Below are 24,410 nucleotides of genomic sequence, written 5' to 3'. Positions count from 1 at the left end.
GTGACGAAACTGTGGTCGATGCCCGGGGGCGCTGAGGCGCCCCGAGGCATCATGTGGAGGAGGCGCTGTGAGCAGCGACCCGTGGGGCCGCGTCGACGAGACGGGGACCGTGTACGTGCGTACGGCCGACGGCGAGCAGGTCGTCGGATCCTGGGCGGCCGGCTCCCCTGAGGAGGCGCTGGCCTACTTCGAGCGCAAGTACGAGGGCCTGGTTGTCGAGATCGGCCTCCTCGAGAAGCGAGTGCGCACCACCGACCTGTCGGCGAAGGACGCCCAGGCCGCCATCGACCATCTGCGCGAGCAGGTGGACGCGCATCACGCGGTCGGCGATCTGGCCGCGCTGCGCGGTCGGTTGGACAAGCTCGTGGAGACGGTCGAGGCGCGCCGCGAGGAGCGCAAGGTCCAGCGGGCCAAGCAGTCCGACGAGGCCCGCAAGGCCAAGGAGGACCTGGTCACCGAGGCGGAGCAGCTGGCGCAGTCCGACCAGTGGCGGGCCGCGGGTGAGCGGCTGCGGGCGCTGGTGGACACCTGGAAGGGGCTGCCGCGGCTGGACCGTAAGTCCGACGACGAGCTGTGGCACCGCTTCTCGCACGCCCGGTCGGCGTTCTCCAAGCGCCGCAAGGCGCACTTCGCGCAGCTGGACGCGCAGCGCGAGGACGCCCGCCGGATCAAGGAACGGCTGGTCGCCGAGGCCGAGTCGCTGTCGGGTTCCACGGACTGGGGTCCGACGGCGGCCCGTTACCGCGATCTGATGTCGGAGTGGAAGGCCGCGGGCCGCGCCCAGCGCGAGCACGAGGACGATCTGTGGAACCGCTTCCGCGGCGCCCAGGACGTGTTCTTCGCGGCGCGCAGCTCGGTGTTCGCCGAGCGGGACGCGGAGCAGGCGGAGAACCTGAAGCTCAAGGAGGAGCTGGCCGAGGAGGCCGAGAAGCTCCTGCCGATCGGTGAGCTGAAGGCCGCCCGGGCCGCCTTCCGTTCGATCAACGAGCGCTGGGAGGCCATCGGCCACGTCCCGCGGGACGCGCGCCCGAAGGTCGAGGGCCGGATGCACACGGTCGAGCGGGCGATCCAGGAGGCCGAGGAGGCCGAGTGGCGCCGGACGAACCCGGAGGCGCGGGCGCGTGCCGAGGGTCTGACCGGTCAGCTCCAGGCCGCCGTGGACAAGCTCGGGGCACAGATCGAGCAGGCCCGCGCCCAGGGCAACAACTCCAGGGCCGACAAGCTCCAGAAGGAGCTGGAAGGCCGCCAGGCGCTCCTGGACCAGGCTCTGAAGGGCCTCCAGGAGTTCGGCGGCTGATTCCCCTGTTGCCGTTGCGAAAGGGCCCCGTACGCGCGTACGGGGCCCTTTCCCGTGCTCCGTGGCACGGCGGGTGCGGCGGTTACGACCGGGTGCGTCCCGAGGTCACGCGGTAGACGTCGTACACGCCCTCCACGCCCCGTACGGCCTTCAGGACGTGCCCGAGGTGCTTGGGGTCGCCCATCTCGAAGGTGAAGCGGGAGGTGGCGACGCGGTCGCGGGAGGTCTGGACGGCGGCCGAGAGGATGTTGACGTGCTGGTCGGACAGCACGCGGGTGACGTCCGACAGCAGGCGGGAGCGGTCCAGGGCCTCGACCTGGATGGCGACCAGGAAGACCGAGGACTGGGTGGGCGCCCACTCGACGTCGAGGATGCGCTCGGGCTCCCGGGACAGCGAGTCCACGTTGACGCAGTCGCTGCGGTGCACGGAGACGCCGCTGCCGCGGGTGACGAAGCCGATGATCGGGTCGCCGGGCACGGGCGTGCAGCAGCGGGCCAGCTTGACCCACACGTCGTCGACGCCCTTGACCACGACGCCGGGGTCGGCGCTGGAACGGCGCTTGCGGCGGCCGCGGGACGGCGGGACCGTCTCGTCGATCTCCTCGGTGGCGGCCTCCTCGCCGCCGAGGGCCTGCACCAGCTTCTGCACGATGTTCTGCGCGGAGACATGGCCCTCGCCTATCGCCGCGTACAGCGCGGAGATGTCCGAGTAGCGCATCTCGTGCGCGAGCGTGATCAGGGAGTCGCCGTTCAGGATGCGCTGGATCGGCAGGTTCTGCTTGCGCATGGCCCGCACGATGGCGTCCTTGCCCTGCTCGATCGCCTCGTCCCGGCGCTCCTTGGAGAACCAGGCGCGGATCTTGTTGCGCGCCCGGGGCGACTTGACGAAGCCGAGCCAGTCCCGGGAGGGTCCGGCACCGGGCGCCTTGGAGGTGAAGACCTCGACCAGGTCGCCGTTGTCCAGGGTGGATTCCAGCGGTACGAGGCGGCCGTTGACCCGCGCTCCTATGGTGCGGTGGCCGACCTCGGTGTGCACGGCGTAGGCGAAGTCCACCGGGGTGGCACCGGCCGGGAGCGCTATGACGTCGCCCTTGGGCGTGAAGACGAAGACCTCGTTGCGCGACAGGTCGAAACGCAGCGACTCCAGGAACTCGCCCGGGTCCTCGGTCTCCTTCTGCCAGTCGAGCAACTGCCGCAGCCACGCCATGTCGTTGATGGCGTCCTTGTCCTTGCCGGCCGTCTTCGGCGCGTCGGTGCGCACCTTGGAGGCTCCGGCGACGGCCTCCTGCTTGTACTTCCAGTGCGCGGCGATGCCGTACTCGGCGCGGCGGTGCATGTCGAAGGTGCGGATCTGGAGTTCGACGGGCTTGCCGTTGGGGCCGATCACCGTGGTGTGCAGCGACTGGTACATGTTGAACTTGGGCATCGCGATGTAGTCCTTGAACCGGCCGGGGACCGGGTTCCATCGCGCGTGCACGGTGCCGAGGGCGGCATAGCAGTCGCGGACCGTGTCGACCAGGACACGGATGCCCACCAGGTCGTAGATCTCCGCGAAGTCGCGGCCGCGGACGATCATCTTCTGGTAGACGCTGTAGTAGTGCTTCGGGCGGCCGGTGACGGTCGCCTTGATGCGGGCGGCGCGCAGGTCGGACTGGACCTCGTCGGTCACTATGGCGAGGTACTCGTCGCGCTTGGGTGCCCGCTCGGCCACCAGCCGGACGATCTCGTCGTACATCTTGGGGTAGAGGATCGCAAAGGCGAGGTCCTCCAGTTCCCACTTGATGGTGTTCATGCCCAGGCGGTGGGCGAGCGGCGCGTAGATCTCCAGGGTCTCGCGCGCCTTCTTCTCCTGCTTCTCGCGCTTGAGGTAGCGCATGGTGCGCATGTTGTGCAGGCGGTCGGCGAGCTTGATGACCAGGACGCGGGGGTCCTTGGCCATGGCGACGACCATCTTGCGCACGGTCTCGGCCTGCGCGGCCTCGCCGAACTTGACCTTGTCCAGCTTGGTGACGCCGTCGACGAGCAGGGCGACCACGTCGCCGAAGTCGCGGCGCAGGTCCTCCAGGCCGTACTCGGTGTCCTCGACGGTGTCGTGCAGCAGGCCGGCCATCAGCGTGGCCGGGTCCATGCCCAGCTCGGCGAGGATGGTGGTGACCGCGAGCGGGTGCGTGATGTACGGGTCGCCGCTCTTGCGCTTCTGGCCGCGGTGCCAGCGTTCGGCGACCTGGTAGGCGCGCTCGATCTGGCGGAGGGTGGAGTTCTCGATCTTCGGGTCATTGCTGCGCACTATCCGCAGCAGCGGTTCCAGGACCGGGTTGTACGGGTTCGCGCGCTGGACGCCGAGCCGGGCCAGGCGGGCGCGGACGCGGTTGGAGGAGCCGGAGCGGCCGTTCTGCACGGCGGGCGGGCGCACCACGGGGGGCTGCGCGGGGCGCTCGGCGGGGGTCGCCGGTTTGGGACGCGAGGACTCCGCGGACTTCTCGACGGGCGCGGCCGGGGCGTGCTCGACCGCCCCGTGGGTGTCGTTCTTGGCGGTCGACACGTTGGGCGCGGGCTTGGCCGCGGGCGCCGAGGCGGGCTCGGGCTTGGCGGCGGTCAGTCTCTGGGCCTCGTCTGGCAAGAGGGCTCCTCGTGCACGTTCCGGGTCCGCTGGTCAGGCCCGGACACCCATGGTATCGAGCCTAAGGACTGGGTGCCGAGGAGCCCGCTTGCTGATCAGGGGCCCGAGCCCCGCTCGCGCCCCTGATCTCACTTAACCCGCTTGTCCAGCCCGCACAACAGCGCGCCGACCCGGCTTCACCTCCAGTTGAAGGTTGCCGTGCCCTTCACCTGGATCTCCTTCTCGGCGAGCACGTTCCCCCACGGCACGGTGAAGGAGCCGGACTTGCGACAGCCAAGGTCGTACCACTTCTTCTTGCCGTTGACGAATCCCTTGGCCTTGACGCAGACCTTGGTGCCCTTGAAGACGGCCCAGGAATAGCCCATCCGCAGCCCCGGACGCCCGAAGTGACCGCACCCGTCCTTAAGAGTCTGCCACTTCCACGGCACGGCAACCGCCCTGTTCCAATCGCTGCAGCTGGCCGCCGCAGAGCTGGGGGACTTGGCCTGCGAGTGGGCCGGAGCGGCGCCGGCAGTCGTCGCTCCGGCGCCGAGGGCGGCTACGGAGAGAAGCGAGACGACCCCCGTGGTCATCTTGCGTGACATGTTCATCGAATCCTCCTCTGCGGTGCCCTGGTCAGTGGCACCGGGAAGATCCCATCACTGCGACGCCTTGCCGAACATGAATTTGATGAACATCTGAGCTAATTGATGGGCTCTGCTGAAGACCAAGGAGGGCACCCCAGGATGCTTCGGGCGCCCTCCTTCTTGTGTTCGGCCCCTGCCTCTCAGCAGGCGGCTTCTCTCACACGGTGAGGAGCGCCTCCAGGGGGGCTCCGGCGAGGGTCGGTTCCAGCCGGGTGCGGGCGCCGAGGAAGCCCAGCTCCATCAGGACCGCGAGGCCCGCGACCTCGGCACCGGCGCGCTGGATGAGGTGGACGGCCGCCTCGGCGGTGCCACCGGTGGCCAGCACGTCGTCCACGATCAGGACGCGGTCGCCGGAGGTCAGGTCCTCGGCGTGCACCTCGATCTCGGCCGAGCCGTACTCCAGGTCGTAGGCCTGGCGCAGGGTGGCGCCGGGCAGCTTGCCGGCCTTGCGGACCGGGATGAAGCCCAGGCCCGCGCGGACGGCGACCGGAGCGCCGAGGATGAAGCCCCGGGCCTCCAGACCGACGATCTTGGTGGCACCGGTGGCGGTGGCGATGCCGGCGAGCGTGTCGGTCAGGGCGGTGAACGCGGCGGGGTCCGCCAGGAGCGGGGTGATGTCCTTGAACATCACTCCCGGCTCCGGGTAGTCCGCGACGTCACGGATGCGGCTGAGCAGCAGCTCCTGGATGTCGGTCATCGGCGCTTGCCCGCCTGCCGGCCGCGGCCACGGCCGCGGGAGGAGGGCTGGTTGCGCGGGCCGACCACGGCGGGCGCGGCGTCCTCGGCGTCGTCGCCACCGGCAGTGACGGGACCGTCCTCCGAAGCGGCCTGGGCGCGCTTGGCCATGATCCGCTTGGTGAGCGCCTTCATCGCGGGCTCGCGCTCCTTGAGGTCGGCGACCAGCGGGGTGGCGATGAAGATCGAGGAGTACGCACCGGCCGCGAGGCCGACGAACAGCGACAGCGAGATGTCGTTGAGGTCACCGGCGCCGAGGAAGCCGCCGCCGATGAAGAGCAGACCGGCGACCGGCAGCAGGGCGACGACCGTGGTGTTGATGGAGCGGACCAGGGTGCCGTTGATCGACCGGTTGGCGATCTCGCTGTAGGTGAAGCGGGTCTGCTTGGTGATGTCCTTCGTCTGCTCCTTGAGGCTGTCGAAGACGACGACCGTGTCGTAGAGCGAGTAACCGAGGATGGTCAGCAGACCGATGATCGTGCCGGGCGAGACCTCGAAGCCGACCAGGGCGTAGATACCGGTCGTGATGGTGATGTCGTGGATCAGCGCGACCAGGGCCGCGACGGCCATGCGCCATTCGAAGGCGATGGCCAGGTAGATCACGACGAGCACCATGAAGATCGCCAGGCCCTCCCAGGCCTTGTTGGCGATCTCCTGGCCCCAGCTCGGGCCGACCAGGTCGGCGGCGAGCTTCTCGGGGTTGAGCTTCAGGTCCTTGGCCAGGCTCTCCTTGACCTGGTCGGACTTGGCCGTGTCCAGGCCGGCGACCTGGATGCGCAGGCTGCCGTTGCCGAGCTTCTGCACGACGGCCTCATGGCCGGAGGCGTCCTTGGCGTACGACTCCGCCTGAGCGATCGAGGTGCTCATGTTGGTCGGTGTCGTGAAGACGGCGCCGCCCTGGAAGTCGATGCTCATGTTCAGGCCGCGCACCGCCAGGCCGAGGATGGCCGTGATGGTGATCAGGATGGAGACGCCGTACCAGATCTTGCGCTTGCCGATGAAGTCGTAGCTGATCTCACCGCGGTGCAGCCGGGCGCCGATGGAACCGAGTTTCGACATCGCTCACGCCTCCTTCGGGTCGACAGGGCCGGCGGGACCGGCGGGACGGCGGGTGCGGCGCAGCGGCGGCTTGCCACCGAGGCTCTTCGGGTCGAGGCCGGACCACTTGTGGCCGTTGCCGAAGAACTTCCGGCGGGCGAGCAGGGTCATCAGCGGCTTGGTGAACAGGAAGACGACGACCACGTCGAGCACGGTGGTCAGACCCAGCGTGAACGCGAAGCCCTGGACCTTGCCGACAGTCACGATGAACAGCACGGCGGCGGCGAGGAACGACACGAAGTCGGAGACCAGGACGGTGCGCCGGGCACGCGGCCAGGCACGCTCGACGGCGGGTCGCAGCGAGCGGCCCTCACGGATCTCGTCCCTGATGCGTTCGAAGTACACGATGAACGAGTCGGCGGTGATACCGATGGCGACGATGGCGCCGCAGACGGCCGGCAGGTTCAGCGCGAAATGGATGGCCGGACCGAGCAGCGACATGATCACGTACGTGAGGATCGCCGAGACGAGCAGCGAGGCCATGGCGACGAGCGACAGGCCGCGGTAGTAGACCACCAGGTAGAGCACGACCAGGGCGAGGCCGATGGCGCCGGCGAGCAGACCGGCGTGCAGCTGCTGGCCACCGAGCGCGGCGGTCACGGTGGTGACGGACTGCTCCTGGAAGGAGAGCGGCAGTGCGCCGTACGACAGCATGTTGGCGAGGCTCTGCGCCTCCTGCTGCGTGAAGTGGCCGGAGATGTATGCGCTACCGCCGGTGATGGCCAGACTGACATACGGGCTGGAGACGACCTCGCCGTCCAGGACGATGCCGAACTCGTTCTGCGGGGCCTGGTTCTTGGCCAGCTCACCCGTGATGTCGGCGAACTTCTTGGCACCCGCGGAGTTGAAGGTCATCTGGACCTGCCAGCCGGAAGCGCCCTGGGTGTCGAAGACGGCCTGGGCCTTCTTCACCTCGGTGCCGTCCACGCCAGCCGGGCCGAGCAGGTATTTGTACGGGTTCTTGCCAACAGTGCCGCAGGCAATGGTGGACTCGCCGGGCTTGGCGTCCTTGCCGGCCTTGGCGCGCTGATCGGGCTTGGAGCAGTCCAGGGCGGTGTACGCGGCCTGGAGCTTGGCGGTGTCCGTGCCGCCGGAGGCCGAGGGGGTCGGCTTCGCGGAGGAACCACCGGTGGGCGTCGCGCTCGGCGAGGGGCTGGAGCCGGCCTTGAGCGCGTCGGTGACCGCACGGCCCTGCGTGGTCGCGGAGGAGGTCGGGGACGTGCTCGACGACGAGGACGCCGAGGAGGACGGGGAGGAGGCCTTCTGCGAGGAGGAGGCGCTCGGGGAGGAGCTGGAGCCCGGCTTGGGCGAGGAGCCGGCGGTCGGGGAGCCACTCGGTGAGGGGCTGGCCGCGGCGCCGCTGGGCTCGCTGGCCAGAACCGGCCGGAAGTAGAGCTTGGCGGTGGTGCCGACCTGCTGCTGGGCCTCCTTGGAGTTGGTGCCCCGCGGGATGTTGACGATGATGTTGTCGGTTCCCTGGGTCTGCACCTCCGCCTCGGAGACGCCGAGACCGTTGACACGGCGGTTCATGATCTCGACCGCGGTGTCCATGTTGGCCTTGTTGACCGCGGACCCCTGGTCGGCCTTCGCCTTGAGCGTGATGCTCGTACCACCGGCGAGGTCGATGCCGAGACGCGGGGTGGTGTGCCCGGAGGCGAACATCCCTCCGGTGAGCGCCACGATGGCGATCAGGATCAGGGCCAGTGAGCGCCCTGGTTTGCCCTGGGCGCTCGAGCTCCGGCCCTTCTTAGGTGCTGCCACCTTCTCGTACTCCCTCTCGGGCCGCTCCGGCGCCCGGTCGGCGCTCGGCGGCCATGACATGGTGTCGGGCTCCCCGTGCGGGAAACAGACGCGCCCGGTGGTGCGCGGGGCGTGATTATGCCGCCTCGCGCACCACCGGGGCGTGACTACTTCGCGTCGGAATCGCCGTCGGACTTCTTCGGCTTGTCCTCCGTCGTGGCCTCTGCGGCCCCGGACTCGCCGGCGGTGTCCTCGTCCGCGTCCTTCTTACCGAGGTCGATCTTGTCGTCGGAGGCGGCGGCAGCGGCGGCAGATCCGTCGGTCTCGTCGGTCTCGGTGAGGGAGGAGGCGTCGTCCGGGACGATGTCGGCGTCGGACTTCAGGTCGTGCTCGATGCCGTGCACGATGCGGTTGTACTCGTCGTCGGTGAGGACGGCGCCGATCGCGTTCTTGGCGAAGAGGAGGTCGACACCGGGAGCGGCGTCGAGGAGGACGGTGTCCTCGTTGACCTCCTTGACCGTCGCGTACATTCCCCCGATCGTGCGGACACCGGAGCCGGGCTGCATCTCATTGCGCATCTGCGCGGCCTGAGTCTGCTTCTTCTTGGCAGAGCGCGTCATCAGGAACATGGCCGCGATGAGCACGATGAACGGGAGAAGGGTATACGGATTCACGGGACGGGATTTCCTTCGCGCGACCGCGACGGAGAGCGGCCTTTTCGGGGATGGGGGTGTGTCGGCGCCACCCACAAGGGCGGCATCGGCGGAGTCTAAGCGAGTCCGCACACATGGAACAACGCCCAGCATGGCACCTGGGTTCCGCACCGGGCCACTGCCGAAGCGGAGGGGCGCCCGGGGCCGGTGGTGTCACGTCCCGAACAGGTCCGGTTGTCCGTTTCCCGGTGTGGCGGAGCCGGGCGGGGTGAGACCGAGGTGCGTCCAGGCGGCGGGCGTGGCGACGCGGCCGCGCGGGGTGCGGGCCAGCAGTCCCTCGCGGACCAGGAAGGGCTCGGCGACCTCCTCGACGGTCTCCCGCTCCTCCCCCACCGCGACGGCCAGGGTGGACAGGCCGACGGGGCCACCGGCGAAAAGCTTCAGCAAAGCCTCCAGGACGGCGCGGTCCAGCCGGTCGAGGCCGCGTGCGTCGACCTCGTAGACGGCGAGGGCGGCCCCGGCGATCTCCCGGGTGATCGCGCCGTCCGCCTTGACCTGCGCGTAGTCGCGGACGCGGCGCAGCAGGCGGTTGGCGATACGGGGGGTGCCGCGGGAGCGGCCGGCGATCTCGGCGGCGCCGTCCGTGTCGATGCCGACGTCCAGGAGCTGCGCGGAGCGGTGCACGACGCGCTCCAGTTCGCGGGGCTCGTAGAACTCCATGTGCCCGGTGAAGCCGAAGCGGTCGCGCAGCGGGGGCGGCAGCAGACCGGCCCGGGTGGTGGCGCCGACCAGGGTGAACGGGGGCAGTTCGAGGGGGATGGCGGTGGCGCCGGGGCCCTTGCCGACGATGACGTCGACGCGGAAGTCCTCCATCGCCATGTAGAGCATCTCCTCGGCGGGCCGGGACATGCGGTGGATCTCGTCCAGGAAGAGCACCTCGCCCTCCTGGAGGGAGGAGAGGATCGCGGCGAGGTCGCCTGCGTGCTGGATGGCGGGGCCCGAGGTGATGCGGATGGGGGCGCCCATCTCGGCGGCGATGATCATCGACAGGGTGGTCTTGCCGAGGCCGGGGGCGCCGGAGAGCAGTACGTGATCGGCGGTGGCGCCGCGCGCGCGGGCCGCCCGCAGCACCAGGTCGAGCTGCTCGCGGACCTTCTCCTGGCCGATGAACTCGCCGAGGTCCTTGGGGCGCAGGGCGGCCTCGACGGCCTGGTCCTCGCGGTCGGCGGCGGAGCCCACCAGCCGCTCGGCGGCGGGCGTGTCGGCGGTGTCGGCCGTGTCGTCCCAGTTCATGTGGTGTGCCTCAACAGGGGTGGGGGTCAGCGGGCGCGGTTCAGGGTCTGCAGGGCGGCCTTCAGGAGCGGGCCGACCTGCGGGGTGCCGCCCGCCGCCTCGGCCTGCGGGGCCACGGCGGTCACGGCCTCCTCGGCCTCTCGGGTGGCGTAGCCGAGGCCGATGAGGGCCGCGTGCAGCTGGTCGCGCCAGCCCTGGGCGGCCGGGGCGCCGATGGCGGGGGCGGTGCCGACGGGGGCGCCGAGGCGGTCCTTCAGCTCCAGGAGCAGTTTCTGGGCGCCCTTCTTGCCGATGCCGGGGACCGCGGTGAGGGCCTTCTCGTCACCGGTGGCGACGGCGCGGCGCAGCGCGTCCGGGGAGTGCACGGCGAGCATGGCCTGGGCGAGGCGGGGGCCGACGCCGCTGGCGGTCTGGAGCAGGACGAAGACCTGGCGGGCGTCGTCGTCCGCGAAGCCGTACAGGGTCAGCGAGTCCTCGCGCACGACCAGGGAGGTGTGCAGTTTGGCGGGCTGTCCGAGGCGGAGCGTGGAGAGCGTGTCCGGGGTGCACTGGACGGACATGCCGACACCGCCGACCTCCACCACCGCGGCGTCGGGGGCGAGCGCGGCGACCGTGCCGCTGACGAAGGCGATCATGCCGTACGGCCTTTCGTGGCGTGGGTGGTGTGCAGGGCGACGGCCTGCTGGAGTCGGTTCTGGGCGGGGGCGCGCCAGATGTGGCAGATGGCGAGGGCGAGGGCGTCGGCCGCGTCGGCGGGTTTCGGGGGCGCGGCGAGCCGGAGCAGCCGGGTGACCATGGCGCCGACCTGGGCCTTGTCGGCGCGGCCCGAGCCGGTGACGGCGGCCTTGACCTCGCTGGGGGTGTGCAGCGCGACGGGGATGCCGCGGCGGGCGGCGCACAGCATGGCGACGGCGCTGGCCTGGGCGGTGCCCATCACGGTGCGCACATTGTGCTGGCTGAAGACGCGCTCCACGGCGACGAACTCGGGCCGGTGTTCGTCCAGCCATGTCTCGATGCCCCGCTCGATGGCGAGCAGCCGGTGGCTCAGCTCGGCGTCCGCGGGGGTGCGGACGACGCCGACGCCGATCATGGTGAGCGGGCGCCCGGCGACCCCCTCGACCACGCCGACCCCGCACCGGGTCAGTCCCGGGTCCACCCCCAGTACCCGCACGGGCCCCTCCCTCCGACCGCTCGATCACCTGTTTGTGCAGGCTATCGGGTGGCACTGACAACGCCGCGCACCAACGCCCCCGTCGGCGTCCGCACCGGCGCCCGACAACGCGACGGGCCGACGGGGGGTGTCCCGTCGGCCCGGTCGGTCAGCCGTACGCGTTACGCGTCGACCTTCTCCATGACCTCGTCGCTCACGTCGAAGTTGGCGAAGACGTTCTGCACGTCGTCGCTGTCCTCCAGGGCGTCGATCAGCTTGAAGATCTTCCGGGCGCCCTCCTCGTCCAGCTCGACCTGCATGGTCGGGACGAAGTTGGCCTCGGCGGAGTCGTAGTCGATGCCGGCCTCCTGGAGGGCGGTGCGGACCGCGACCATGTCGGTGGCCTCGCTGAGCACCTCGAAGGACTCGCCGAGGTCGTTGACCTCCTCGGCACCGGCGTCCAGGACGGCGCCGAGCACGTCGTCCTCGCTCAGCTCGCCCTTGGGGACGATGACGACGCCCTTGCGGTTGAAGAGGTACGACACCGAGCCCGGGTCGGCCATGTTGCCGCCGTTGCGGGTCATGGCCACGCGCACGTCGGAGGCGGCGCGGTTGCGGTTGTCGGTGAGGCACTCGATGAGCACCGCGACACCGTTCGGGCCGTAACCCTCGTACATGATCGTCTCGTAGTCGGCGCCGCCGGCCTCAAGACCGCCACCGCGCTTGATCGCGGAGTCGATGTTCTTGTTCGGGACCGACTGCTTCTTGGCCTTCTGGACGGCGTCGTAGAGCGTCGGGTTTCCTTCGAGGTCGACGCCGCCCATACGCGCCGCGACCTCGATGTTCTTGATCAGCTTCGCGAAGAGCTTGCCGCGCTTGGCGTCGATCACGGCCTTCTTGTGCTTCGTCGTAGCCCATTTAGAGTGGCCGGACATCTGCCTGTCTCCTTCGCGTTACCCATCTATGAACGAACGCCTGAGATCCTACAAGGACTCGGCACCGGCGTTGGCGCGCACCATGTCGACGAAAAGGGCGTGCACCCGGTGGTCGCCGGTCAGTTCCGGGTGGAACGACGTGGCGAGCGCGTTGCCCTGGCGGACGGCGACGACATGGCCGCCGTGCTCGGCGAGCACCTCGGTGTCCGCGCCCACGGACTCCACCCAGGGGGCGCGGATGAAGACGCCCTCCACAGGATCGCCCGCGACGCCGCGTACGTCGACGGCGGCCTCGAAGGACTCGTTCTGACGTCCGAAGGCGTTACGGCGCACGATCATGTCGATACCGCCGATGGTCTCCTGGCCCGAGCGCGGGTCGAGGATCTTGTCGGCCAGCATGATCATGCCGGCGCAGGTGCCGTAGACGGGCATACCGGCGCGCACCCGGGCGCGCAGGGGCTCCATCACGCCGAAGAGCACGGCCAGTTTGGAGATGGTGGTGGACTCGCCGCCGGGCAGGACGAGCCCGTCGACCTCGGCGAGTTCCTCGGGGCGCCGCACCGGCCTGGCCACGGCGTCCGCCGCGGCCAGGGCGATGAGGTGCTCCCGTACGTCGCCCTGGAGCGCCAGGACACCGATGACAGGAGTGTTCATGGGATGTGGATACCTGTGAGCCCCTGCTTACCAGCCGCGGTTCGCGTAGCGCTCGGTCTCGGGGAGGGTGTCGCAGTTGATGCCCACCATGGCCTCGCCGAGGTCGCGCGACGCGTCCGCGATGATCTTCGGGTCGTCGTAGAAGGTGGTGGCCTTCACGATGGCGGCGGCGCGCTTGGCCGGGTCACCGGACTTGAAGATGCCGGAGCCGACGAAGACGCCCTCGGCGCCGAGCTGACGCATCAGGGCCGCGTCGGCCGGGGTGGCCACGCCGCCCGCGGAGAACAGCACGACGGGGAGCTTGCCCAGCTCGGCGACCTCCTTGACCAGCTCGTAGGGGGCGCGCAGCTCCTTGGCGGCGGCGTACAGCTCGTTGTTGTCGCAGCCGCGCAGCTTGGCGATCTCGCCCTTGATCTGGCGCAGGTGGCGCACGGCCTCCACGACGTTGCCGGTGCCGGCCTCGCCCTTGGAGCGGATCATCGCGGCGCCCTCGGCGATGCGGCGCAGGGCCTCGCCCAGGTTGGTGGCACCGCACACGAACGGGGTGGTGAACGCCCACTTGTCGGAGTGGTTGACCTCGTCGGCCGGGGTGAGGACCTCGGACTCGTCGATGTAGTCCACGCCGAGGGACTGGAGGACCTGGGCCTCGACGAAGTGGCCGATGCGGGACTTGGCCATGACCGGGATCGAGACGGCCTCGATGATGCCCTCGATCATGTCCGGGTCGGACATCCTGGCCACGCCGCCGTCCTTGCGGATGTCGGCCGGGACCCGCTCCAGGGCCATGACGGCGACGGCGCCCGCGTCCTCGGCGATCTTCGCCTGCTCCGGGGTGACGACGTCCATGATGACGCCGCCCTTGAGCTGCTCGGCCATGCCGCGCTTCACGCGCGCGGTGCCGGTCTCGGGAGCCTGGTTCTCGGTGGTGGACACGGGCGACCTCACTGAAGGGAAAGAGGGTTCTCTGCTGCACCGAGGAAACGCGAGTGGACCAGGCCACAGCAAGGGCCAATGGAAAGCCGGTGGCTCGTTTTCGCTGGGAATGCCAGGTAAGAGGCGGTCAGGCGATCCGTTCCACCAGGGCGGCGGGGGGTTCGTCGTCCATCTCGAAGGCCAGCGGGAAGGGGGCGTGACCGGCCAGCCGGAACCAGCGGACCTTGCGGTGCTCGCGCAGCCTGCGGGCGGCGCCCACGGCGTCGTTGTGGAAGCGGCGGGCCATCGGGACCCGGCGCACGGCCTCGGCCAGCTCATGGGCCGCGTCCTCGCCGCCGGGCGCCTCGCGCAACGCCTCCACCTGGGCCGGTTCCGCGAACACCGCGCGCAGGGCCTGGCTCAGCTCGCTCTCGGCGACCTCCCGCTGCTCCTCCTCGGCCTGCCGGGCGGCGTGCGCGGCCTCGTACAGCACGATCGAGGCGGCCGGGTCGAGCACGCCGGAGGTGGCGAGTTCCTGGGCCACCGAGGCGCGGCGCAGCAACTGGGCGTCGAGCGCGGCGCGGGCGGCGTCCATCCGTACGTGCAGCCGGTCCAGGCGTCCTGCGGTCCAGCTCAGGTAGACGCCGATCGCGAGGAGGGCGACGAGGATCCAGATGAGGGTTGCGGTCACGCGGGAAGGCTATCGGCACCCCTCGGGCCCGCCGACCGCGCGCCCGGAAGGCACCTGTTTCACTCCCGTACGAGGTTTTGGTCCCGGACGACGTCCCAGCGCGGCCCTCGACCTCGACGCCGTCCGAGGTCTCAGCGCGGTCCGAGGTCTCAGCGCGGTCCGAGGGCTCAGTCCCGCGCCAGTCCGAACCGCGCCCGCAGCCCCGTCGACCGCTCGTCCGCCGCGACCGCCGTCGTGCCGTCCGTGACCGTCTCGTAGACGGACAGGATGTCCGCGCCGACCGTGGACCAGTCGAAGCGCCGCACATGGGCGCTGCCGCGGTCGGTCAGCGCGGCCCGGCGTTCCGGGTCGGCCAGCAGTCGTACGGCGGCGTCGGCGAGCGCGTCGGCGTCCTCGTTCGCGAAGATCTCGCCCGCCCGGCCCTGGTCGAGGACCTGGACGAAGGCGTCGAGGTCGGAGGCGAGCACGGGGGCGCCCGCGGACATGGCCTCGACCAGGATGATGCCGAAGCTCTCGCCGCCGGTGTTGGGCGCCACGTACACGTCCACGCTGCGCAGCAGGCGCGCTTTGTCCTCGTCGCTGATCATGCCGAGGAACTCCACCCGGGAACGCAGCTCCGCGGGCAGGCTCTCGACGGCCGCCTCCTCGTCGCCGCGGCCCGCGACCAGCAGCCGGGCGCCGGGCCGGGCGGCCATGATCTTCGGCAGGGCCTTCATCAGCACGGGCAGGCCCTTGCGGGGCTCGTCGATACGGCCGATGAAGCCGATCGTCTCCCCCTGCCACTCGGGTCTGGGCTCGGCCTCGGCGAAGAAGTCGACGTCGACGCCGTTCGGGATGACCACCGCGTCCCCGCCCAGATGCTCGACCAGGGTGCGCCGGGCGTACTCGCTGACCGCGATCCGGGCGCTGATCTTCTCCAGGGCGGCCTGGAGGATCGAGTACGCGGCGATCATCGCCCGCGAGCGCGGGTTGGAGGTGTGGAAGGTGGCCACGATGGGGCCCTGCGCGGCCCAGCAGGTGAGCAGGCCCAGCGAGGGCGAGGTCGGCTCGTGGATGTGCACCACGTCGAAGGCGCCGTCGTGCAGCCAGCGCCGTACCCGCGCGGCCGACAGGAAGCCGAAGTTCAGCCGGGCCACCGAGCCGTTGTACGGCACCGGGACCGCGCGGCCCGCCGAGACCACGTACGGCGGCAGCGGGGTGTCGTCGTCGGCCGGGGCCAGCACCGAGACCTCGTGACCGAGGCGGATGAAGTATTCGGCGAGGTCACGGATGTGGAACTGGACGCCACCGGGCACGTCCCAGGAGTACGGGCAGACGATCCCGATTCTCACGAGGGTCCCTTCGCGGGGTCGAGGTCGGCGAGCCACAGCCGCTGGAGCATGTGCCAGTCCTCCGGGTGCTCGGCGATCCCGGTGGCGAAGGCGTCGGCCAGGGCCTGTGTCATGGCAGACGACTTCTCGGCCCGGGTGCCTGACTCGGGCACCTCGATCGGGGGGTGGACCTGGCCCCGCATGACGGGCGAGTCGTCGTACCAGAGGGTGACCGGCAGCAGCAGGGCGCCGGTGTGCTGGGCGAGCAGGGCGGGGCCCGCGGGCATCCGGGCCTTCTCGCCGAAGAAGTCGACCTCGACGCCGGAGGCGGACAGATCGCGGTCGGCGACCAGGCAGACCAGGCCGCCGTCGCGCAGCCTGCGGGCCAGGGTGCCGAAGGCGGAGCCGCCGCTGTGCGGCAGCACCTCCATGCCGAGGCCCTCGCGGTAGGCGACGAAGCGGTCGTAGAGCGTCTCGGGCTTGAGGCGTTCGGCGACCGTGGTGAACGGGGTGCGCAGCTCGGTGGTGACCCAGGCGCCGGCCAGGTCCCAGTTGGCCAGGTGCGGCAGGGCGAGGATCACACCCTTGCCCGCGTCCAGGCCCTCGGTCAGGTGGTGGATGTCCTTGGGGTCGAAGCCCGTCCTGATCCGCTCGGGGCTCCAGGCGGGCAGCCGGAAGGACTCCATCCAGTAGCGCAGGTAGGAGCGCATCCCCTTGCGGGAGAGTTCCGCGAGGCGCTCGGGGCTCGCGCCGGGCACGACACGCGCGTAGTTCGCCTCCAGGCGCAGCACGCCCTTGCCGCGCTTCTTCCAGGCGAGGTCCGCGACGGTCCGTCCCAGGCGGGCGGCGGCGGGCTCCGGGAGCTTCTTGACGGTGCTCCAGCCCGCGCCGTACAGCGCGTCGCTGAGCCGGTCGGCGACGCTCACCGCGCCGCCTCGCTCGCATCCCGCGCGGCCGCCTCGGCCTCCGCCGACTCGCGGCGCACGGTGACGACCCGCTGGATCAGCGTGACGAGGCTGCCCGCGGCCACGATCCACAGGGCGATCGGCAGCAGCCACTGGATGCCCGGCACACCGAACGTGTGCAGACCCGCGAAACCGGCCGCGACCAGCGAGATCACCAGCCGCTCGGCCCGTTCGACCAGGCCGTTGACGGCGACCGGCAGCCCGATCGACTCGCCGCGCGCCTTGGTGTACGACACCACCTGGCCGCTGGCCAGGCAGAAGATCGAGACCGCGCACATCATGTTGTCGTCGCCCTGCCCCGCGTACCAGAGCGCGAAGCCGCCGAAGATCGCGCCGTCGGCGACCCGGTCCAGGGTGGAGTCCAGGAAGGCGCCCCAGCGGCTGGAGCGGCCCAGCTGGCGGGCCATGTTGCCGTCGACCAGGTCGGAGAAGACGAACAGGGTGATCACGACCGTGCCCCAGAAGAACTCGCCCCGGGGGTAGAAGACCAGCGCGCCCGCCACCACGCCCGCCGTGCCCAGCAGCGTGACCGTGTCGGGGCTCACCCCCCGCCGGATGAGAAACGCGGCGAACGGTGTGAGGACACGCGTGAAGAATGCACGCGCGTACTTGTTCAGCATGGCCTTCCCGACGGTTGGTGTCGCCGCGGCCCTGATGGCCGCCGGCTGGCCCATCGTAGCCACGCGCGCGTACGCGTGGCGGGCGGGCACCCGCGGCCCGTGCGCCGAGGTGGTGCGCCGGGCTCGCGCGAAGCCGCCCGGGAGCGCTGCGTACGAGACCCCACCGAGACCCACCGAGACCCGCCGAGACCCCGCCGAGGCCCCCCGCGGGGAACCGTACGGCCCCGCGCGGGGCGCCCGCGGCGGGATCGGATGCGTCGTGAGGTCCGTCGTATGGACGCGACGTGACGGGAGTGGAAAGCTCGAATAACCGCGGGCGTCGCCGAAGCCGCCGCAGCACGCGGTTCGCGTGTCCGCGCCCCGATGACCTCACCGTGCACGGGAGGCAGGATCATGGGCGACAAGACCCAGACACACCCCGGGGCCGCCGGCAGGGCTCTGACGGCCGACCAGCCCGCGTCCATACGGAATGTGGTGCTGGTCGGCCACTCCGGAGCGGGCAAGACGACCCTGGTGGAGGCCCTCGCGCTGACCGCCGGGGCGGTGAACCGGGCGGGCCGCGTGGAGGACGGCGGCTCCGTCTCCGACTACGACGAGATCGAGCACCGCCAGCAGCGCTCCGTCCAGCTGTCCCTGGTGCCACTCGCCTGGGACGGCATCAAGATCAACGTCCTGGACACCCCCGGATACGCCGACTTCGTCGGAGAACTGCGGGCCGGTCTGCGCGCCGCGGACGCGGCCCTCTTCGTCGTCTCGGCCTCGGACGGCGTGGACGGCTCCACCCGCATGGTCTGGGAGGAGTGCGCGGCCGTCGGGATGCCCCGGGCGATCGTGATCACCCACCTGGAGGCGGCCCGCGCCGACTTCGAGGAGACCACCCGGGTCTGCGCCGAGGCCTTCGGCGACGACGACCCGGACGCCGTCCTGCCCCTCTACCTGCCGCTGCGCGGCGCCGAGGGACCCGACGGACACGCGCCCGTCACCGGCCTGGTCGGGCTGCTCAGCCGCAAGCTGTTCGACTACTCGACCGGCGAGCGCAAGGAGTCCGAACCCGGCGCGGACCAGCTGCCGGACCTGGACGAGGCCCGTAACCGGCTCATCGAGGGCATCATCGCCGAGAGCGAGGACGAGACCCTCATGGACCGCTACCTCGGCGGCGAGCAGATCGAGATCAAGACCCTGGTCCAGGACCTGGAGCGGGCCGTGGCCCGCGGCACCTTCTTCCCGGTGCTCGCGGCCGCCCCCGCCGCCGACGGCGCCCGCCAGGGCCTGGGCACCGTGGAACTGCTCGACCTGATCACGGGCGGCTTCCCCACCCCGTTCGAACACCCGGTGCCCGGCGTGACCACCCTCGACGGCAGAGCCCGCGAGCTCAAACCCTGCGACACCGAAGGACCGCTGGCCGCCGAGGTCGTCAAGACCGCCTCCGACCCCTACGTCGGCCGCGTCTCCCTGGTCCGCGTCTTCTCCGGCACGCTGCGCCCCGACCAGACGGTGCACGTCTCCGGGCACGGCCTGACCGACCGGGGCCACGAGGACCATGACGTCGACGAGAAGATCGGCGCTCTGTCCATGCCCTTCGGCAAACAGCAGCGGCCCCTCACCCAGGCCGTCGCCGGCGACCTGGTGAGCGTGGCCAAGCTGTCCCGCGCCGAGACCGGGGACACGCTCTCCGCCAAGGACGACCCGCTGCTGATGGAGCCCTGGCAGATGCCGGACCCGCTGCTCCCGGTCGCCATCCAGGCGCACAGCAAGGCCGACGAGGACAAACTCTCCCAAGGACTGTCCCGGCTGGTCGCCGAGGACCCGACGATGCGCCTGGAGCAGAACCAGGACACCCACCAGGTGGTGCTGTGGTGCCTGGGCGAGGCGCACGCGGACGTCGCGCTGGAGCGGCTGCGCAGCCGCTACGGCGTCCAGGTGGACGTCGTACCGCACAAGGTCTCCCTCCGGGAGACGTTCGCGAACCGGGCGGCCGGGCGCGGCCGGCACGTCAAGCAGTCCGGTGGACACGGCCAGTACGCCATCTGCGAGATCGAGGTCGAACCGCTGCCCGGCGGCTCGGGCATCGAGTTCGTGGACAAGGTGGTCGGCGGGGCGGTGCCGCGCCAGTTCATCCCGTCCGTGGAGAAGGGGATCCGCGCCCAGGCCGCCAAGGGCGTCGCCGCCGGACATCCGCTCGTGGACGTACGGGTCACCCTGCTCGACGGCAAGGCGCACTCGGTGGACTCCTCCGACGCCGCCTTCCAGACCGCGGGCGCCCTCGCCCTGCGCGAGGCCGCCGCCGACGCGCGGATCCATCTGCTGGAGCCGGTCGCCGAGGTGGGCGTCCTGGTCCCCGACGACTACGTGGGCGCCGTGATGAGCGACCTGTCGGGCCGCCGCGGCCGGCTGCTCGGCACCGAACAGGTGGGCTCCGGACGCACCTTGATCCGGGCCGAGGTCCCCGAGTTCGAGATCGGCCGCTACGCCGTCGACCTGCGCTCGCTCTCCCACGGCACGGCCCGCTTCGACCGGGCGTACGCGCGGCACGAGCCGATGCCGGCGCAGATCGCCGAACGCATCCGCGAACAGGGCGGGGACGACGGGTAGTTCCCGGACACCGGGGCGGACGGCTTCGGCCGTCCGCCCTCCGCCTGTCGGTGCCGGCCGATACGCTGATCACCTGGGCACGTCCCGCGCCGGCCGTCCGGTTCCGGTACGACGACGGGCTCAACAGGTGTGCGGGGCAGGGAAGTCGGGAAGGCCGCAGGAGCGACACCGGCGGCGATGGGGGCGGGAATGTCGTTTGGAACGGAGTGGGACGGGCCCCAGGTGCCCGTCTCCGGCGACGGCCAGCAGGCGGCGACGGCCGCCCTGGCCTCCGCGGCCTACCGGGACGGCCCGGTCGACAAGATCAAGGACGCGGACAACGAGTGGCATCAGTCCACCGTCAAGGGCGGCAGGCTCGCCCTGTTCAGGCCCAACCTCGGCGAGGCGTTCTCGCGCGCCGTCGTGGACCGCATGCTCGGCGCCGGCCGCAAGCCGCTCATCCAGTCCTTCGGCTCCGAACCCCAGTTCGTGGTCGAGCACTGCCTGGCGGCCAACAACATCCGCCGGGAGCGCGACAACCGGCTGACGCTCGTGACGGTCCTGTGCGGCGTGCTCTTCCTGCCGGGGCTGATCGCCTGGCTGCTCGTCTTCCAGCTGCGCGCCTTCGTCGCCAAGCGGGACGACAAACGGGCCGGCACCCTGGCCACCACGCTGCTCCTCGGCGTGGGCCTGCTGGCCGCGCTGTTCCTGTGGAAGATGCCGTTCGGCGGCTTCTGGGGATGGTACGCACGGGCGGCCGTGGTGCTGCCCGTCGTCGGCTGGTACCTGGCCAAGCGGATCTGCGAGCGCACCGCCCAGGACCTGCGCTCCCGCTGGGACGGCCTGCTCTCGGGCAGCAGCGTCGGCATCAAGGTGCCCGAGGCGGTGCCGCGCGGCCCGGACCAGACCGCGGCCGACGCGCTGCGCGAGGCCCTGGCCCGGCTCACCGCCGAACAGCAGTCCAACTCGGTCTTCTACGCGGGCCCCAAGGGCATACTCGGCATGGGCACCCGCTGGGGCTCGTGGCAGCTCGCCGAGGAGCTGGTGTCCGACGATCCCGGCCGGGAGATCCACCCGTTCCGCAGCTGGGACGTCATCCGCGCGATCCATGACCAGCTGTCCCTGCTGGAGCGCGGCCCGCTGAACACCGGGGGCTTCCCCAAACCGTCGGTCAAGCACTGGATCGTCACCCCGATCCCGGAGGGCGCGGGCGCGGTGTCCCGGCCCGAGGGCGCCGACGTGGAGGCCTTCCAGGTCAAGCCGCACGCCATACAGGACATCTGCAACAAGCAGCAGTTCGGCAAGGGCGACCGGCACTACCTGGGCGTGCAGTGGACGCTGTGGGACGGCCAGCTGGTGATCACCATGATGATCACCGTCACCGTGCTGCACGAGACGCTGCGCATCGAGGTCACCGGCCATGCGCTCGGCCCGGTCAACGGCCTGTTCTGGGGCAAGCCGGAGGGCCGGACCAAGGAGGTCACCAAGACCTTCAAGTTCTGGGAGACCCGCAAGATCAACCTGCCGCTGATGACCACGGACGAGGTCGTACGGCTCGCCGTGCGCGCCCCGCTGGCCTGGTACCCGCCGCTGCTCAACTGGCTCGGCGGCTCGCTGGGCCTGCCCGAGCCGTTCGGTCTGCGGCACGCCTGGGCCGACCAGCCGTGGAAGCACCGCTTCATGGCCGACGACGCGCTGCGCGCGGCCACCCCGGTGCTGCGGGTCGTGCACTCGGCCGCGATCAAGGTCCTCAAGGACCACGGCGTCGACACGGAGAAGTTCGGCAGCCGCTCCTCGGTGCTCAGCGGGATGATCCAGGACCCGTCGCCGCGGAAGGCGGATCTGTACGACGCGTAGCGCGTCCGGCACACGCGGAGGGCGCCCCCTCGGAAAAAGGGGGCGCCCTCCGCGTTTCGCGAGGCGAGGCGGCCTAAGCGGGCCAGGCGTCCGCCAGCATCTCGCGAGTGTCGGCGAGGAGCTGCGGGAGGACCTTGGTGTGCCCGACGACCGGCATGAAGTTGGTGTCGCCGCCCCAGCGGGGCACCACGTGCTGGTGCAGATGGGCGGCGATGCCGGCGCCCGCCACCGCGCCCTGGTTCATGCCGATGTTGAAGCCGTGCGCCCCGGACGCGGTGCGCAGGGCGGTCATCGCCTGCTTGGTCAGCTCCGCCAGCTCGGCGGTCTCCGGCCCGGTGAGCTCCGTGTAGTCGGCCACATGCCGGTAGGGCACGGTCATCAGATGACCGCCGTTGTACGGATACAGGTTGAGGACGGTGTAGACATGTTCGCCGCGGCGGATGATCAGCCCGTCCTCGTCGGATTTGGCCGGGATCGAGCAGAAGGGGCAGCCGTCTCCGGCCTCCGGGCCGCTCGGCTTGTTCTCGCCCTGGATGTAGGCCATCCGATGAGGCGTCCACAGGCGCTGGAACGCGTCCTGCGTCCCCACGCCGATCTGCTGCTCCGGCTCACTCGTCATGCTACGCAGCATATGGCGTAAGGCCCCCGTACAGGCCAGGGCCCCCGGGGACCGCGGTCCGCCGGGGGCCCTTCTCGGCCAGGGTCAGACCTGGGCCCGCTCCGCCACGATCTCGGCGATCTTGGCGATGGCCTCGTCGACCGGGATGCCGTTCTCCTGGGAGCCGTCGCGGTAGCGGAAGGACACCGAGCCGTTCGACATGTCCTCGTCGCCCGCGATGACCATGAAGGGCACCTTCTGCTTCTGCGCGTTGCGGATCTTCTTCTGCATACGGTCGGAGGAGGAGTCCACCTCGACGCGCAGGCCCTGCTTGCGGGCCTGCGCGGCGAACTTCTCCAGGTACTCGACATGACCGTCGCCGATCGGGATGCCGAGCGCCTGCACCGGCGCCAGCCACGCCGGGAACGCGCCCGCGTAGTGCTCCAGGAGCACCGCGAAGAACCGCTCGATGGAGCCGAACAGCGCGCGGTGGATCATGACCGGGCGCTGCTTGGTGCCGTCGGAGCCGGTGAACTCCAGGTTGAACCGCTCGGGCAGGTTGAAGTCGAGCTGGATCGTCGACATCTGCCAGGTGCGGCCGATGGCGTCCTTGGCCTGGACGGAGATCTTCGGGCCGTAGAACGCGGCGCCGCCCGGGTCCGGGACCAGGGGCAGGCCCTGCTTCTCGGCGACCTGGCGCAGGGTCTCGGTCGCCTCCTCCCAGACCTCGTCGGAGCCGACGAACTTCTCCGGATCTTTGGTGGACAGCTCCAGGTAGAAGTCGGTCAGACCGTAGTCCCGCAGCAGGCCGAGGACGAAGGTGAGCGTCTTGTCCAGCTCCTCGGACATCTGCTCACGGGTGCAGTAGATGTGCGCGTCGTCCTGCGTGAAGCCGCGGGCACGGGTGAGGCCGTGCACGACGCCCGACTTCTCGTACCGGTACACGGTCCCGAACTCGAAGAGGCGCAGCGGCAGTTCGCGGTAGGAGCGGCCGCGCGCGTCGAAGATCAGGTTGTGCATCGGGCAGTTCATGGGCTTGAGGTAGTAGTCCACGCCCTCGTCGAGCTGCATGGGCGGGTACATGCCGTCGGCGTACCAGTCCAGGTGGCCCGAGGTCTCGAAGAGCTTCCCCTTCGTCGCGTGCGGGGTGTAGACGAACTCGTAGCCCTCCTCCTCGTGGCGGCGCCGCGAGTAGTCCTCCATGGTGCGGCGGATGATGCCGCCCTTGGGGTGGAAGACGGCGAGGCCGGAGCCGATCTGCTCCGGGATGGAGAAGAGGTCCAGCTCGGCGCCGAGCTTGCGGTGGTCGCGCTTCTCGGCCTCGGCGAGGAACTCCAGGTACGCCTTCAGCTCGTCCTTGGACGGCCAGGCGGTGCCGTAGATGCGCTGGAGCTGCTTGTTCTTCTCACTGCCGCGCCAGTACGCCGACGCGTTGCGCATCAGCTTGAACGCCGGGATGAGGCGGGTGGAGGGCAGGTGGGGACCGCGGCAGAGGTCCTTCCAGCACAGCTCGCCGGTCTTGGCGTCCAGGTTGTCGTAGATCGTCAGCTCGCCGGCGCCGACCTCGACGTCCGCGCCGTCGTCGTGCGAGGCGGAACCCTTGAGGCCGATCAGCTCCAGCTTGTACGGCTCGTCGGCCAGCTCCTCGCGGGCGGCCTCGTCGGTGACGACGCGGCGGGCGAACTTCTGCCCGCGCTTCTGGATCTCCTGCATCTTCTTCTCGATGGCCTTGAGATCCTCGGGCGTGAACGGCTTCTCGACGTCGAAGTCGTAGTAGAAACCGTCCTTGACCGGCGGGCCGATGCCCAGCTTGGCCTCGGGGAACAGCTCCTGCACGGCCTGCGCCATGACATGCGCGGTGGAGTGGCGCAGGATGTTCAGGCCGTCCTCGGAGGCGATCTCGACGGCCTCGACCTCGTCGCCGTCGGACAGTTCGTACGCGAGGTCCTTCAGCTCGCCGGCCACGCGCGCGGCGATGATCGAGCGCTCGCCCGCGAAGAGGTCGGCGGCCGTAGTGCCCGTCGTCACCACGCGTTCTTCCCGCTCGGAATCGCGTTGGATGATCACACGGACGTCTGACACCGG

21 protein-coding genes are annotated in these 24,410 nt (G+C 70.5%); 3 read left to right on the top strand and 18 right to left on the bottom strand.

Annotation, left to right across the window (positions count from 1 at the left end; all coding sequences use genetic code 11):
- Positions 1–67: 67 nt before the first annotated feature.
- On the top strand, positions 68–1,297 hold the full coding sequence (locus ACLF5H_RS15920) for a DUF349 domain-containing protein (RefSeq protein ID WP_421676727.1): 1,230 nt from the start codon (positions 68–70) through the stop codon (positions 1,295–1,297).
- 82 nt (positions 1,298–1,379) lie between these two features.
- Here ACLF5H_RS15920 and relA read toward each other — a convergent pair whose 3' ends face one another.
- From relA to pgsA, 16 genes are all read right to left on the bottom strand, one after another.
- Positions 1,380–3,917, bottom strand: a complete 2,538-nt coding sequence (relA, locus tag ACLF5H_RS15915) for a GTP pyrophosphokinase (protein ID WP_421676726.1) — start codon at positions 3,915–3,917, stop codon at positions 1,380–1,382.
- Between the two features lie 176 nt (positions 3,918–4,093).
- Positions 4,094–4,507 (bottom strand): hypothetical protein, encoded by a 414-nt coding sequence (locus tag ACLF5H_RS15910; protein ID WP_358671845.1) that lies wholly within the window; start codon positions 4,505–4,507, stop codon positions 4,094–4,096.
- Positions 4,508–4,700: 193 nt separating this feature from the next.
- Positions 4,701–5,240 carry an adenine phosphoribosyltransferase gene (locus ACLF5H_RS15905; protein ID WP_358671844.1) on the bottom strand — a complete coding sequence of 180 codons (540 nt, stop codon included), beginning with the start codon at positions 5,238–5,240 and terminating at the stop codon, positions 4,701–4,703.
- Entirely contained in the window at positions 5,237–6,337 is a 1,101-nt protein-coding gene (secF, locus tag ACLF5H_RS15900; RefSeq protein WP_085562533.1) for a protein translocase subunit SecF, read from the bottom strand. Before secF ends, ACLF5H_RS15905 begins: the two co-directional genes overlap by 4 nt.
- Before the next feature lie 3 nt (positions 6,338–6,340).
- Positions 6,341–8,137, bottom strand: coding sequence for a protein translocase subunit SecD (gene secD, locus ACLF5H_RS15895; protein ID WP_421676757.1), 1,797 nt, complete (start codon positions 8,135–8,137; stop codon positions 6,341–6,343).
- Between the two features lie 146 nt (positions 8,138–8,283).
- Positions 8,284–8,790 (bottom strand): preprotein translocase subunit YajC, encoded by a 507-nt coding sequence (gene yajC, locus ACLF5H_RS15890; RefSeq protein WP_421676725.1) that lies wholly within the window; start codon positions 8,788–8,790, stop codon positions 8,284–8,286.
- Between the two features lie 192 nt (positions 8,791–8,982).
- Positions 8,983–10,062 carry a Holliday junction branch migration DNA helicase RuvB gene (ruvB, locus tag ACLF5H_RS15885; protein WP_421676724.1) on the bottom strand — a complete coding sequence of 360 codons (1,080 nt, stop codon included), beginning with the start codon at positions 10,060–10,062 and terminating at the stop codon, positions 8,983–8,985.
- A gap of 26 nt (positions 10,063–10,088) precedes the next feature.
- Entirely contained in the window at positions 10,089–10,697 is a 609-nt protein-coding gene (ruvA, locus tag ACLF5H_RS15880) for a Holliday junction branch migration protein RuvA (protein WP_421676723.1), read from the bottom strand.
- Entirely contained in the window at positions 10,694–11,233 is a 540-nt protein-coding gene (gene ruvC / locus ACLF5H_RS15875; RefSeq protein WP_421676722.1) for a crossover junction endodeoxyribonuclease RuvC, read from the bottom strand. The genes ruvA and ruvC overlap by 4 nt, the downstream gene beginning before the upstream one ends.
- A gap of 161 nt (positions 11,234–11,394) precedes the next feature.
- Positions 11,395–12,147, bottom strand: coding sequence for a YebC/PmpR family DNA-binding transcriptional regulator (locus tag ACLF5H_RS15870; protein ID WP_421676721.1), 753 nt, complete (start codon positions 12,145–12,147; stop codon positions 11,395–11,397).
- Positions 12,148–12,195: 48 nt separating this feature from the next.
- Complete coding sequence (gene pdxT, locus ACLF5H_RS15865; protein WP_421676720.1) at positions 12,196–12,801, bottom strand: pyridoxal 5'-phosphate synthase glutaminase subunit PdxT; 606 nt, start codon at positions 12,799–12,801, stop codon at positions 12,196–12,198.
- Between the two features lie 27 nt (positions 12,802–12,828).
- Positions 12,829–13,734, bottom strand: a complete 906-nt coding sequence (pdxS, locus tag ACLF5H_RS15860) for a pyridoxal 5'-phosphate synthase lyase subunit PdxS (RefSeq protein WP_085562525.1) — start codon at positions 13,732–13,734, stop codon at positions 12,829–12,831.
- A gap of 127 nt (positions 13,735–13,861) precedes the next feature.
- On the bottom strand, positions 13,862–14,404 hold the full coding sequence (locus ACLF5H_RS15855) for a hypothetical protein (protein ID WP_159699711.1): 543 nt from the start codon (positions 14,402–14,404) through the stop codon (positions 13,862–13,864).
- 167 nt (positions 14,405–14,571) lie between these two features.
- Positions 14,572–15,735 carry a glycosyltransferase family 4 protein gene (locus ACLF5H_RS15850; protein WP_421676719.1) on the bottom strand — a complete coding sequence of 388 codons (1,164 nt, stop codon included), beginning with the start codon at positions 15,733–15,735 and terminating at the stop codon, positions 14,572–14,574.
- Positions 15,732–16,640 carry a phosphatidylinositol mannoside acyltransferase gene (locus ACLF5H_RS15845; protein ID WP_421676718.1) on the bottom strand — a complete coding sequence of 303 codons (909 nt, stop codon included), beginning with the start codon at positions 16,638–16,640 and terminating at the stop codon, positions 15,732–15,734. The genes ACLF5H_RS15850 and ACLF5H_RS15845 overlap by 4 nt, the downstream gene beginning before the upstream one ends.
- Complete coding sequence (gene pgsA / locus ACLF5H_RS15840) at positions 16,637–17,353, bottom strand: phosphatidylinositol phosphate synthase (protein WP_421676717.1); 717 nt, start codon at positions 17,351–17,353, stop codon at positions 16,637–16,639. The genes ACLF5H_RS15845 and pgsA overlap by 4 nt, the downstream gene beginning before the upstream one ends.
- A 339-nt stretch (positions 17,354–17,692) precedes the next feature.
- On the opposite strand from pgsA, the gene ACLF5H_RS15835 reads away from it, so the two are divergent.
- A complete protein-coding gene (locus ACLF5H_RS15835) occupies positions 17,693–19,891 on the top strand; it encodes an elongation factor G-like protein EF-G2 (RefSeq protein WP_421676716.1) in 2,199 nt (732 codons plus the stop codon).
- Positions 19,892–20,080: 189 nt separating this feature from the next.
- Positions 20,081–21,727, top strand: coding sequence for a hypothetical protein (locus ACLF5H_RS15830; protein WP_421676715.1), 1,647 nt, complete (start codon positions 20,081–20,083; stop codon positions 21,725–21,727).
- Between the two features lie 73 nt (positions 21,728–21,800).
- Here the strand turns inward: ACLF5H_RS15830 and ACLF5H_RS15825 are convergent, their stop codons facing one another.
- Together ACLF5H_RS15825 and thrS are read right to left on the bottom strand one after the other, a co-directional pair.
- The gene (locus ACLF5H_RS15825; RefSeq protein WP_421676714.1) at positions 21,801–22,358 is read right to left on the bottom strand and encodes an HIT family protein; all 558 of its coding nucleotides are present in this window, start codon (positions 22,356–22,358) and stop codon (positions 21,801–21,803) included.
- 72 nt (positions 22,359–22,430) lie between these two features.
- Positions 22,431–24,407: a threonine--tRNA ligase gene (gene thrS / locus ACLF5H_RS15820; RefSeq protein WP_421676713.1), complete on the bottom strand. Its 1,977-nt coding sequence runs from the start codon at positions 24,405–24,407 to the stop codon at positions 22,431–22,433.
- Between the last annotated feature and the right edge of the window lie 3 nt (positions 24,408–24,410).

It is taken from the genome of Streptomyces sp. LaBMicrA B280 (assembly GCF_049222185.1).
Classification (GTDB): domain Bacteria; phylum Actinomycetota; class Actinomycetes; order Streptomycetales; family Streptomycetaceae; genus Streptomyces; species Streptomyces murinus.
Note: the sequence above shows the minus strand (reverse complement) of the source record. Positions and strands in the feature narration are given on the sequence as shown.

Excerpts from the sequence above, each read along its gene's own strand:
- ACLF5H_RS15835 (WP_421676716.1), top strand. The coding sequence starts at position 17,693 with ATGGGCGACAAGACCCAGACACACCCCGGGGCCGCCGGCAGGGCTCTG.
- ACLF5H_RS15825 (WP_421676714.1), bottom strand. The coding sequence starts at position 22,358 with ATGCTGCGTAGCATGACGAGTGAGCCGGAGCAGCAGATCGGCGTGGGG.
- ACLF5H_RS15830 (WP_421676715.1), top strand. The coding sequence starts at position 20,081 with ATGTCGTTTGGAACGGAGTGGGACGGGCCCCAGGTGCCCGTCTCCGGC.
- secF (WP_085562533.1), bottom strand. The coding sequence starts at position 6,337 with ATGTCGAAACTCGGTTCCATCGGCGCCCGGCTGCACCGCGGTGAGATC.
- pdxT (WP_421676720.1), bottom strand. The coding sequence starts at position 12,801 with ATGAACACTCCTGTCATCGGTGTCCTGGCGCTCCAGGGCGACGTACGG.
- ACLF5H_RS15870 (WP_421676721.1), bottom strand. The coding sequence starts at position 12,147 with ATGTCCGGCCACTCTAAATGGGCTACGACGAAGCACAAGAAGGCCGTG.
- ACLF5H_RS15905 (WP_358671844.1), bottom strand. The coding sequence starts at position 5,240 with ATGACCGACATCCAGGAGCTGCTGCTCAGCCGCATCCGTGACGTCGCG.
- ACLF5H_RS15910 (WP_358671845.1), bottom strand. The coding sequence starts at position 4,507 with ATGAACATGTCACGCAAGATGACCACGGGGGTCGTCTCGCTTCTCTCC.
- ruvB (WP_421676724.1), bottom strand. The coding sequence starts at position 10,062 with ATGAACTGGGACGACACGGCCGACACCGCCGACACGCCCGCCGCCGAG.
- ruvA (WP_421676723.1), bottom strand. The coding sequence starts at position 10,697 with ATGATCGCCTTCGTCAGCGGCACGGTCGCCGCGCTCGCCCCCGACGCC.
- pgsA (WP_421676717.1), bottom strand. The coding sequence starts at position 17,353 with ATGGGCCAGCCGGCGGCCATCAGGGCCGCGGCGACACCAACCGTCGGG.